General features: G+C 62.2%; 7 protein-coding genes and 1 tRNA gene. 5 read left to right on the forward strand and 3 right to left on the reverse strand.

All coding sequences use genetic code 11. The annotated features are described in order from the left end of the window. Positions 1 to 54: 54 nt before the first annotated feature. On the reverse strand, positions 55 to 3,090 hold the full coding sequence (locus C8D93_RS11485; protein ID WP_146216575.1) for an Ig-like domain-containing protein: 3,036 nt from the start codon (positions 3,088 to 3,090) through the stop codon (positions 55 to 57). A gap of 274 nt (positions 3,091 to 3,364) precedes the next feature. Between C8D93_RS11485 and C8D93_RS11495 the strand changes: the two genes are divergently transcribed. Together C8D93_RS11495 and C8D93_RS11500 are read left to right on the forward strand one after the other, a co-directional pair. Continuing rightward, a complete protein-coding gene (locus C8D93_RS11495) occupies positions 3,365 to 4,564 on the forward strand; it encodes an integrase (RefSeq protein WP_110265335.1) in 1,200 nt (399 codons plus the stop codon). A gap of 5 nt (positions 4,565 to 4,569) precedes the next feature. Then, positions 4,570 to 4,645 (forward strand) — tRNA-Arg (locus C8D93_RS11500). A 54-nt stretch (positions 4,646 to 4,699) separates the two neighbouring features. Here the strand turns inward: C8D93_RS11500 and C8D93_RS11505 are convergent. Further along, a complete protein-coding gene (locus tag C8D93_RS11505; RefSeq protein ID WP_146216576.1) occupies positions 4,700 to 6,493 on the reverse strand; it encodes a DUF7380 domain-containing protein in 1,794 nt (597 codons plus the stop codon). A gap of 5 nt (positions 6,494 to 6,498) precedes the next feature. Then, positions 6,499 to 8,103, reverse strand: a complete 1,605-nt coding sequence (locus C8D93_RS20405) for a hypothetical protein (protein ID WP_146216577.1) — start codon at positions 8,101 to 8,103, stop codon at positions 6,499 to 6,501. Between the two features lie 540 nt (positions 8,104 to 8,643). Here C8D93_RS20405 and C8D93_RS21375 point away from each other — a divergent pair. The 3 genes from C8D93_RS21375 to C8D93_RS11525 form a co-directional block, all read left to right on the forward strand. After that, positions 8,644 to 9,810 carry a replication protein RepA gene (locus C8D93_RS21375; protein WP_366515931.1) on the forward strand — a complete coding sequence of 389 codons (1,167 nt, stop codon included), beginning with the start codon at positions 8,644 to 8,646 and terminating at the stop codon, positions 9,808 to 9,810. Continuing rightward, positions 9,797 to 11,398, forward strand: a complete 1,602-nt coding sequence (locus C8D93_RS11520; protein ID WP_110265339.1) for a conjugal transfer protein TraH — start codon at positions 9,797 to 9,799, stop codon at positions 11,396 to 11,398. The genes C8D93_RS21375 and C8D93_RS11520 overlap by 14 nt, the downstream gene beginning before the upstream one ends. A 5-nt stretch (positions 11,399 to 11,403) precedes the next feature. After that, a partial coding sequence (locus C8D93_RS11525) for a conjugal transfer protein TraG (RefSeq protein ID WP_146216579.1) occupies positions 11,404 to 11,735 on the forward strand: 332 nt, incomplete at its 3' end.

Below are 11,735 nucleotides of genomic sequence, written 5' to 3' on the forward strand. Positions count from 1 at the left end.
ACGAGCCGAGGCCAGCAATGCCGGCCGCGGCCCACTCCGTTGTCAGCTCGACGGCTAGGGGCCGCCCCCTCCGCCGTCGCCGGTCTGGTCATCCAGGCGCAAACGGAACTCGTAGGACGACTCCGCGCCGTTCGGTGCAGTAACTTCGAGCGTCAATGCGCCAAGCTGATCGCCCGGCACGAAGACTTCATCGACGATCGTCCATGTGTAGGTGTTGCCCCCGACAGAGTCATCAGTCTGATTGCCAACGACATAAGCATCAGAAGGTGTAATCGTCACGTCTCCACCGAAGTTGGTCAGTGAGATCACCGTACCCAAAGGCATCGGCTGGTCGTTGAGGTCGCGAATCACGACGCGGAGCGTCGCCGTGCCGCCGGTGCCTTCGCGCGTCGGAATCGTGATCGTAGGCACCGAACCTTCAAGTTCGAAGCTACCGCCATCGACAGTGATGTCATTGCTCGGCGGCGTCACGTCGATCAAGGATTCGGAGTCCGACATCGTGATCACGATCGAGTCGAAGACGTGCAAGGTGCCGGCCTCATCGCAGCGATTCGGCCCATTGCAGAGCGTTCCCGTGAACCGCGAAGGATTCTCGAAGTCAGGGCCCGTCGCGTCATTCGGATCATTGCGACGGTTGTCGCCATTGAAGTCGAGAAACTCCTCGACGCCGCTATCGAACGCGCCATTCAGGTTGTCGTCCCGGAATGCCTCCGCGAGATTCTGGAAGGGTTCGCCGTCGTCGTAGCGGCCGTTGCCGTTCGAATCGATAAACGATTCCTCGCCGACGGCGGTGGTCAGGATCACTGCTCGCGGCACGCGTGGATTCTGGCTGACCCAATTGACCGTACATGCCCCATCGACCGTCACGCAGGAGCCTCCGATCGAGCCTCCGGACGTCGTGAAGGCAAACGCTGTCCCGTCCGGGACCGGGTTGTTGAAGCGGTCTGCAGCGCGCACTGTCACCGGCACGGTCGTGCCATCGACATCCCAGGCCTGCGGATTCAGCGTTTCGACCGACAGCGACACGCTGTTCTGGTCCGGCAGGCCGGTCGTGATCGTCAGCTGCGACGAGAGCGCCGAGACGGTCGGCGACCCATCCGCCCCCGTTGCCGTCGCGCGAACACGCACCGCTGTGTGTACCGTGCCGGCACGCACAATTGTTCTGACAACACCGCTGGCGTCCGACACGGCCGTGGTCGGCTGCAGCTCGATGCCGCCGACGCTGGTCGACAGGCTGAAGGTCACCGGCTGATTCGCGATGGGTGCGCCGGTATCGGAGAACACCTGGAAGGTCACATCAGCGGTTTCATCCAAGCCGGTGCCACGGATTCCGATGGTTTCCGGGGAGGCAGACACGAACTTGATCGACCCCAGATCGCCCGGAGGTGGGGGCGGCTCACCTGGATCAGGAGAGAAAGTGACACCGATTGCAGCTGACGAAACAACACCGCTGGGGGTGGTCACCTTAACGCTGAAGATGCCGGAATCCGGCTCGTCATTGGTTGGTGGCTCTATGACGAAGGTATAGGGGAACGGAGCGTTCAGCGTCGTGCAAACTTGGTCGAAACTGGAGTCACCGATGATCGAGCCCAGTGTCGTGGATGCTTCGATCCGGCTCGCTCCGGGCATCGGCTGTCCGGCATCGTCGCCAATGTCGACACGGACGGCGACGGCCCCGTTTGACAGATCGATGGGGTTCGGCGTGAAATCGAAGAACGCTGTCGAGCCGGACATGATGATGACCTGCTGGTCTCGCGCATGCAGCGAGGAACGCGAGTCACAGCCGGAATCGCAGAGCACGCCCGTGAAGCTGCCGCTGGGCCCGTCATAGACTCCGTTGTCGTTGAAGTCCAGAAACGGTTCGTTGCCATCGCGAACACCGTTCTCGTTGTCGTCGCGGAAGGCCTCGCCCTCATCGAGAAAGGGCTCGCCCGCATCATACCGGCCATCGCCGTTGATGTCGGTGAAGCTTTCCTCACCGATAGCGGTTGCCAGAAGGGTCACACGATGATTCGGCCGTCGCGGGTTCTGCGTCGTGAACTGGACCGAGCAGCCGCCGCCAACCGTCAGGCATTCGGACTGGACCGAACCGCCTTCGACGGTGAAGGCGACCGCCGTGCCATCCGGCACCGGATTATTGAAGCGGTCGGCCGCCAAAATGTTGACGTTCGTCTGGTTGCCGTCGAGTGTGTCCCCCTCGATATTGAAGCAGCCCACACTCAACGAAAAGCTGTCCTGATCTGCCAAGCCGGTGGAGATCACTAGGGACTCGGACTGGGCTGGGGGCACCAAGCTTTCGTCGACATCGGGTGTAGCGGGGCTATCCAATAAGCGCGCCGTGATGCGTACGCTCGTGTGGACCGTTCCCGCATTGACCGTGGTCTGAACGAATCCATTCGAGTCGGTAACCCCCTGAACGGGATTCAACGTGATCCCACCAACGGTCGTGTCGAGTGTGAACACGACCGTCTGATTGGCAACCGCGCCACCCGCAGCATTGGTCACCTGAAATATGACGACGGCTGTATCCGGACGGCCGGACCCGCGCAGGCCGACCACCGACGGTGTCGCCGAGATGAAAGAGATCGCGCTCGCCGGAGAAGGCAGCACTTCGATCGTGGACGTCGCCACGAGAGACTCGCCGCCGACGCTTACCGTCGCCGTTATCACATCGTCGCCGCTGCAGCCCTGTGCGCGATACGTCGTCGACGCCGAGCCCGTGCTGGTCGCAACAGGGGTGTCGATCTGTGCCTGTCCTTGAGCCTGGCACGGCGACGAGAACGTCACGCTGGCAGCTTCAGTGACAAGTGCGTTTCCGTTCTCGGTATCGACGATGTCCACGCGCAGACCGGCGCTGCCGCCGGCGTCGAGCGGGCTCTGCGAGATGGCAATCGCGCCTGGCGTGAACTGCTCGCCGCTGAGGATGCCGACACGGATGCCGGTATCGCCTCCCCCGCCGCCTGTCGTACCGCCGGTCGTGCCACCGAGCGTGCCGCCGGTCGTCTCGCCGAACTCGGCTCCGCCGCCGCAGGCGGACAGCACGAATGCCGTCAACGCGGCAGAAACCAGCGACCAGATACGCGTCTTCACCATGGGTCTCCCACCTGCCGCTAGCCCCCGCGGCGCGCGAAACAGAGTCTCGCGGATGCTAAATCAAAAACTCAAGAAAAACAAAAAAATCGGCGCAACTCTGCAAGCGGCTTGCCAACTGTAGCACCGCCGGGAGTGGTGCCCTCGGCAGGAATCGAACCTGCGACCCTCCGCTTAGGAGGCGGAAGCACGTTAGACTGTAGGCCGTTGTCCTGCCTCGACTTTTTAACTTGGCGCCACTCGCTCATCTGCTCTATACCTGCCTTTCGACACCATGGCCTACTACAAGGAGCGCCGCTGGGAAGTAGAGCGCGAATACGCCGACGGGCGCAAGCGCACGCTGAAGCAGGTCCGCCACGATTTTCGCATAACGCTGCCTGACGGCCGCAGAGTCACACGGTCGTTCAAGACCAAGGACGCGGGCCAGCGCTGGGTCGCCGAGCAGGAGCGCCTGGTCGAGCTGGGCGCAGACCTCGCCGGTGTGGAGCGCGCGAAGAAATCAACGCTCGGCAAGATCATCGACCGCTACATGGAAGAGGTCGTGCCCCGCTTGCGCTCGCCTGGAGCTGCGAAAAGCTGCGCTACTCCGCTCCGGCGAGAACTCGGAGACATCCCGCTCGCGGCCCTGACACCGGAGCGGATCGGCCAGTATCGAGACGAGCGCCTGCGGCAACGCTGCGTACGCAGCGGCGGAAGACGCGATCTGCCGTTGGTCGAGCTGGACCGCTACGTAAAGCCGCCGACGGTGAAGAAGGAGATGGCCTTCCTCGCCCGGGTTATCGATGTGGCGATCAAGAGCTGGGGATACCGGCTACCGTTCGGCAATCCCGCACGCGGCGTAGATCGACCGCCGGAGGGCGATGGGCGCGACCGCCGGCTTCTCCCGGGGGAAGAGGACCGGCTACTTGGCGCCTGCGCATTCAATGCGAGCTTGAAGTTGGCGATCATCCTGGCGATCGAAACCGCTGCCCGCCGCGGTGAGCTATGCGCATTGATCTGGGCAGACATCGATTTCGAACGGCGTACCTTGCAGATCAGGGCCGAGGACGCCGGCGCCGCCAAGACCGGCATGAAGCGTACCGCCCCACTCAGCCAGCGGGCCATTGATGCACTGACGGCGGCCAAGCCCAAGCGAATCAAGCCCGACGAAGCAGTGCTCGGATTCAAAGCCGACTCCCTGAGCCAGGCTTTCGACAGAGCGTGCCGGCGAGCCTCGATCGATGGCCTACGTTTTCACGACCTCCGCCACGAAGCCACGTCACGGCTCTTCGAGCTCGGCTTGGACATGATGGAAGTCTCGGCGATCACCGGCCACAAGACACTGGACATGCTGAAGCGGTACACGCAGCTGCGTGCCGAACAGATTGCCCTTAAAATGGATCGGCTTGCTCTTCAGTCGGCCGACAATGCGTCGCTGGAGGTCCAGCTCGCCGCCGTCCTCAAGGAGCTACGGCTGCTCCGGCAGATGCAATGATCTGCGCCTCGGTAGCTCAGTGGATAGAGCATCTTCCTCCTAAGAAGAGGGTCGTAGGTTCGATTCCTACCCGGGGCGCCAACTTGCCTTTTGATTACAGCTCAGCCTCGTGCCGAGCGGCGCGCCGCAGAAGCCCTAATTAACTGGCGGCTCCCAGCAACCCAGCACGAGGAGCGAGTGAACCAGCCACAGCACCGCCCCCAAACCAACGTGCTCACTAGACAACAACCCGTGCGCAAAGTCGTTTCGCAAATTCCAGCCGCGTGGATCACAGAACAGGCACGCAAAATGAATCTTGAGGAACGGGCCTAGCACCCCTAATGCGGCAATCGTTGCGTCGTCGTAGATGATGTCACCCATGTTGATGGCGACACTGGTACCAGCAATGCGTCCCGCCTTCGTAACCGGCAACCCGACAGCACCGACTGCAGCGCGTAGCGCGCGCTCGACCTGTGGAATCAGTAGGTGGAGCGCCTTCGCGTAGTCTCCGTCCTGCCACGCTTGAAAACCTGCTCGAAGTAGCTCTGTGTCACTCTCGAAAAGCCCGCGCTGATTCGCCCAACCCACCAGGTAGTCCGGCGAGACGGCGTGGCGCTCAATGGCGATCTTCACTGCGCGATCAAGCAACCGCGTGTTGAAGTTCAGATTTTGGAGCCCATGCTGGATCTGCTGCCCGAGGATGTCGTCGGCGACTGCCCCCACTATGCCGACAACCCGATTGTCAGAGACGATGCTCCTGCTCAACATCGACATGAGAGGTGCGACTTCCGCCAGATGCTCGATCTCGCGCCGCAGATTATCTGGCTTCAGCAGGAACTCCACGGCGATATTCGCCAGTGTCTGGGCGTCATTTTCCACAATGAGTTTCTGCAAAGCAGCTTCTATTCTTTCAGCGTCTACCTTGACCTCTGTGGAAATTTCGGTCATTTCCCCTCGCGACTCCTCGATTTTCTGCTCCATGAGCACGCGCACGCGCCCGACTTCCTTGTGGAGCCCGGCTCGCTTGAATGCTTCTAGGCTTTCAGCAAGGAAGTGACTGGCCAGCATCGCGGTACCAAGGCTGGCGTGATGCTCGTGGGCGCGCGCCACGATCTCCCAGATTCGTCTCACATCTTCCGGTCTGCCCAGCCTCGTGTAGTGCGCGACGAGCCGACGCCCGGCGTCCGCTACGTCATGCGGATTGAAGCGACCACTCTGCGCCTCAGAGCAGGAAGCAATGGTGGTTTCTAGGTCGGCAACGAGGGCTTCGCGCTCAGCGTCCGTGAGTCGAGTTCGACGGCTGGAAATCAAAAAGTCATACGCACGTGGCCACCACGTCCCATCAGCACGGAATTTGCTCTCATGGTGTAGCTCTAACAATGCACCGCGGCCTCGGTCAGTGCGCTCTTCGTCTCCGATTTGAATGGCCAGCGACATCCCCCGTTTAGCCCACTGGAAGCGATCAAGTGTGTGCTTCGCTGACTCGGTAGCCGCAAGTTCGAGGTAGGCGTCGATTGCGGCGCGCGCCAGCTCCACGTCTCGCTGGCTAGACTGAGTAATTTGCCGACCGAGATCCCACACAAGGTCTGCATATCGCGCACGAAGGATCGGATGCCGGACTGAGTGCGAACGACCTGCCCAGTGCTCGACGATTGAGGAGTCGGCCTGCCTGATGTCGGGCGAGTAGAACGGCTCGCCGCTCTCAAGCGTGCCCGACATCATCGGCCGGAAGAAGGACCGCCATGGATCTTCACCCCCTCCGTCGAAGGCGGGCATAAATCCGAAGGCCATCATCTCCGCCAACGCGCCGGGCCGCAGGTCCTTCGACACGTCGCCCACTTTGTCAGCCGCCGCTCGAAGAGCCGAGTGTACCGCCCACTCGGTGAACAGGCCGTCCTCGGCATCCTTCGCCTGAATGACTGACTCGATTTCCTCGGGAACGGGAAGCATGAAAATCACTCGCCTCGCGGGCAAGGCGCGCAGTCAGCACGGACGAGACTCCGCGGTCCCAAAACCGCCTGACAGACTGCGAGCAGCATCACGCGGCGCTGCATATCTACCCGCTCTTTTGTACGGATCAAGTTATCAGGCAGAGGAATCGCGTCGGCGATGATCTGCCCAGCCTTAGCGACCGCACGTTCCGCAGCCTCCTTCGCTCGCCATACCTCTTGCCGAGATATTCCCAATCGCTTTCCCACGGCTGCACACCTGGTCTTCTCTACTGCATCTTGCTCGGCCATCAGGAACCCGATAGCCAGATGCCTCGCCCTCACTCGCTGACGGACCATCTCGTAGGCGATTCGGTAGATCGTGCGAGCGTGCAGTTCGACCCCGCGTTCTTCAACCTCAACCATGTAGTCAATCGTCGCATTCTGGAGGTCTTCGAGCGTGCGTTTCGCATGCGAAACGGATGCTGCGCTCGGAGGTGACAAACCCAGCTGGCTAGCGATCGCTTCCGAATGCTTCCTGTCGGCCAGCCGCCATTGCTTTCCAGCCTCCCAGTCCGACAAGACATATCTCGCGAAGCTTGAATACTGCGGTGATCTGAGCAGTTGGCCTTCGATCCGACCTGCCTCCACCATCAGACTGCGCGCGAGGCGCTGAAACTCGTCGTCGTAGCGGGGCTTTGTTCGGACTCGTAGGTGGTCGTGGCAGCGCCCGACATTCCGGTCTGCCGGCTTCCAGCAGTACCGGCAGGTTGCCGACATTCGGGGTGGCAGCAGCTGTTCGGGTTCAGACGCGACGAGGCAGTTCTTGACCAAGGAAAGACCCGTGACGAGAACGAATGCAGGATCTTCATCCCAGGGTGAGCTCACATGCTCGCGCTTCTTGGCTGCACGCATATAGGCGCTCAAAACTGAACTCGGTTGTGGCGGCTTACCAAGCCTTGATCGCCGGACAAGGCGACGGAGAAATCCTCTGGGATCAAACGCTGCGTCTGGCAGGCCAGCTGCCGGCGATATAGCGAGAAGCGCCGCAGGTGTAATCAGTGCGACCAAGTCGATTTTCAGTAGCGCTTCGACGACAGGGCGCACGTCGATCAGCTTGGGCCACGACGCTCTACGCGACCTTTCTTGAACATCAATGAGTACGGCGAGCTCGCGTAACTCTGCCGCATCCCAGTAAGGCGCCGGCGAGGCGCTCAGGTAGCCCGCCCCAGTTGCGAACTCGAGGAGCGCGTCCCGAACCGCTGCAATCTTGTCGCCGCACAGGTCAGCCGCTCGTTTGACAGCCGAAGTAACCTTGTCGGCTGATGTCGTGATGGTGCGGCGCGATGTGCCTACGATGTGCGCCGTCTCTGATGCCGTTGACCCACACAGCCGCAGAGCCCACGCCCTCACGTCCCGGTCGACTATCTTTCCCGTCCCTTGGCCAGCCCCGCAGAACTCGGCGGCCAAGTGCCGCAAACCGCTTTCGAGACGCTGCGTCGCCTCCCGACGCAGGCGCAAGTAGTCACGCTCGAAGTCGAACGAACTTCGCCCCTTTTCTCGCTCGATCAGTTGATCCGTCCATCGTGAATCGACCCGCGCGGAGACAGCAGCGTCGCCGAGCTGCTGCATCCAACGGTTGAAGCCTTGAGGCGTCCGAGAGTGCCGCGCGCAGTACTTCCGCTGTGGCCGGATACGGCCGCTGGCCTGACTGTGAGCAGACTGCACCAAGCTACCGCATGCCGCACAGAACGGCGCGGATGCCTCGTCAACACATTCAGCCGCTTGTGCACGCATGGGAAGCAATCCTGACAGACGAACCCCTGTGCTGCCAAGGTTTCGCAAATAACTTCCTAGGCCACCCCATGACGCACATAGGTGGCGCAATGTTGCACGCACTCCACGGCCCGGCCAGCGACATGCTGGACGTTGCTGGCTTGAGCATCCTGCTCGGGTTATCCCCCGCAACTGTACTGACCCTACGCGCTCGCGCACCAGACCGCGTGCCGCCGCCCTGGCGAACGCGCCCTCTTCGTTGGCGACGCGAGGCTGTCATGCGCTGGATTGCCGACCAAGAGGCACGTGAGCTCCGCCGCATCGAGGAGCTTCTGCGCCCTGTTGCCTCGCGCGTCGTCTCACGTGCTGGACGTTGAACCGGTGCGGGCAGCAACCATGCTGACTTGCGCGGAACGACGCATCATCGCTGCAGCCGAGGCTATCGCCCTCGACGCGCCGGCGGACGACGATCTCACCTTCCTCGATGGCCTACTCTGCACAGTCGGTCTTCCACGTTCGCGCGTGGATGGCGATTGTTTCGAGCGGACGAGCGGCCGCGGCTCACTCCGCGTGGAAGCAGGACGAGTGTGGACCGGCACGTCCTGGAAGCAGCAAATCGTTCCGTACGGCCCGCTGCCGCGGCTCATGCTGGCATGGATTTGCACCCAGGCCGTCCGGCACCGGCAGCCGGAGATCTGGATTGGCGACAGTGCCGCCGGCTTCCTTCGGCTGCTCGGGAAGACTCCCAACGGTGGGCAGAAGACACGCGGCGCGTACGCCGCACTTCGGCGACAGGCTTCTGCTTTGGCGGTTTGTCGCCTTCAGTTTGGGTGGAGCCACGGCCGATCGGTAACGACCTCCAACCTTCAGCCGGTCACCAGATTCGATGCGTGGATCGGCAATGACGAAGGTCAGCGTGCACTGTGGGCGCCCACGCTCGTTTTATCGGACGAGTTTCTACGCCGGCTCCTGGATCACGCCACGCCCCTCGACTTGCGGGCGCTCAAGGCGTTATCCAGTTCGGCACTCGCGATGGACTGCTACACATGGCTTTCTTCGCGTCTGCATCGACTCCGGGGACCAACGCTTGTCCCGTGGTCAGCGCTTCACAAGCAGTTCGGCACCGAATGCAGCGGCGCACACGCTCGCAAGAACCTAAAAAAAGAGCTGCGCCGAGCGCTGACTCGTGCCCTCGCCGTTTACCCGGCAGCTCAGGTCGATACCGTCTGCGGCGGGCTCCGACTCCTGCCGTCTCGACCACCGGTGTCACACCGCACTTTGATTTCTGTGGAAAACCCTCTGAGTCACGGGAGTTATCCACGCGACATTTCCACCCCTTCGTTCGCGACATCTCCACCCCGCAACACCGATTCCGGACGCGACATTTCCACCCCCCAAAAACCTATAGCTGTTACCGATAGGGAAAGAGCCGATAGCGGGAGGGTGGTTGCGGTGGATAAGCACCGAGCCCACGACCGTTTCGCATGCGAAACGCCAGCCCGCTCTCAGCAACAGAAAACGGGATACGGTCCCCGACTGGAGGTTTCCGATGAGTACCCTTGATGTGGAGCAGCTCGCCGACCGTCTCGGCGTGCCCGCCTGTTCCATTCTCACGCTTCGCGCCCGGCAGCCCGACCAGCTTCCACCGGCCTTCCAAACGACTCCACTACGCTGGCGCAGCCAGACGGTTGACTGCTGGATCTCCGAGCGAGCCGATGCCGAACGTCGCCGTCGCTTAGCGCGCCGCATGGTGATGGTGCTTCTGGTTGTAGCGGCCCTTGCACTTGCGGCGGTGTGGAGCGATCGAGCTCGGGCGGATTGGGTCGAGGACTGGTTCGATCAGTCGATCAGCGGCGGTCCCAGCTCGCTGCAGACGCAGCAGCGCGGGTACTACAACGCTGGCTCGTTCAGCGGCCGCTGGCGCATGACCAACGACTACCTGCTGACCGTGCAGCCGCCGCGCATTCAAGCCGGCTGCGGCGGCATCGACCTGTTCGGCGGTGCCATGAGCTATCTCGATACCGAATATCTGGTCGAGAAGTTCCAGCGCATCATCCAGGCCGCGCCGGCTTTCGCGTTCGAGCTCGCGATGCAGGAGTACTGCAAACCGTGTAGCTCCGCGATGCAGACGATGGAGCAGATCACGGACTACCTGAATTCGATTCAGGTGAACGACTGCCGGATGTCGAAGCAGGTCGCGGCGCTCGCGGTGTCGGGGGACACGTCCGTATTCGACGGCATGCGCGAGAAGGCCGCCCAGGGCAAAGGCATCCTCGATGGGGTACTGAAGAATACCCAGGACTTCAACGATCAGACGGCTGCAGGCAATGGTGCCTCGCCGGTAAGCCAGGCCGACGCAATGTCCGAGTGTCCGGCGGCCTTCAAGAACGTCTTCACGAACGGGAGCGTGGTCGGCAACGCGGCCGAGTTGCTGGACCTGGATGAGTACGCCGACCTGGCGCGCGGCCTGATTGGCGACGTGCACGTCGGCTACAGCGACGCCACACGAACCTGGATTGTGATGCCGGTCGAATCGTGCGCCGGCAATGACCAGATTGACGGCTTCGATCTGATCGTCGGGCAGATGGAGAAACGTGCGCCGGTCGCCGGTGGAACGGCCGGCGCGTGCAGCGTCGCCAGCTCGTCGAACATCGCCGACTCGATCGCGGACCGGCTGACCGGCATCGCCGCGAAGATGTCGGTCGGTGGCGCACAGCTGCTTTCGGCCGACGACCGCGAGTTCCTGAGCCGCGCGCCTTTCCCGCTCTACAACCTGTTGCGCGACGCGACGGCACAGCAGACGGTTCCGGAGACGATCGACGCACTGGTGCTTCCGCTGTCGACGGCCTACGCCGCCCGCGTCTTTGATGACTTGCACAAGATGACGCGCTTGGTCCTGTCGAAGGCGCGCGAGGTCCACGAACTCCAGCGGTACAGCGCCGGCACCCCACAGAAGTGCAACGTCGCCCACATCTCGGGTGCCTACGAGCGCGTGGCGGCGATGGAAGAGCGCTCCCTTCGATACCGAGAGATGGCGAAGGCGAACTACGCGGCGCAGGTTGCCGATCTGTCGACGAACATTGCGCTCGCGCACGAGATGCTGAGTCAGCGGCAGCGAGACCTGCAGATGAAAACCAGCGCGTCGAAGTGATGCCCATGCGCACGTTCCTGCGGTGCAGCCCGGTTTTTCTGCTGTTCGTGCCGTCGTGGGCTTACGCCCTCACGATGGAGTACATCACCTACAACGCCTTCGACGAAACGGTCGCGGCATTCAAGCGCCTCGGGCTGATCGTTTCCGATCCAGGCTTTGTCATCCTGGCCGCGTGCTTTGTGGCAGTGACATGCATCGGTGGCTCGATCTTCTTCGGGACGCAAGCGCTCGGCGGCCGAGGCGGCAACCCGATGTCACTGATCACGCCGTTCCTGATCGGGATCATGCTGTTCTGGGGCATGGTCCTGCCGAAAGGTGCGCTGCAAATCTACGACCC

Origin of the sequence: Sinimarinibacterium flocculans, from assembly GCF_003201205.1 — a bacterium.
Classification (GTDB): domain Bacteria; phylum Pseudomonadota; class Gammaproteobacteria; order Nevskiales; family Nevskiaceae; genus Solimonas; species Solimonas flocculans.

What these genes read in the sequence shown, in the direction of transcription:
- C8D93_RS11495 (WP_110265335.1), top strand. Translation starts at nt 3,365, where the DNA reads ATGGCCTACTACAAGGAGCGCCGCTGGGAAGTAGAGCGCGAATACGCC.
- C8D93_RS11505 (WP_146216576.1), bottom strand. Translation starts at nt 6,493, where the DNA reads ATGCTTCCCGTTCCCGAGGAAATCGAGTCAGTCATTCAGGCGAAGGAT.
- C8D93_RS20405 (WP_146216577.1), bottom strand. Translation starts at nt 8,103, where the DNA reads ATGCAGCAGCTCGGCGACGCTGCTGTCTCCGCGCGGGTCGATTCACGA.
- C8D93_RS21375 (WP_366515931.1), top strand. Translation starts at nt 8,644, where the DNA reads ATGCTGACTTGCGCGGAACGACGCATCATCGCTGCAGCCGAGGCTATC.
- C8D93_RS11520 (WP_110265339.1), top strand. Translation starts at nt 9,797, where the DNA reads ATGAGTACCCTTGATGTGGAGCAGCTCGCCGACCGTCTCGGCGTGCCC.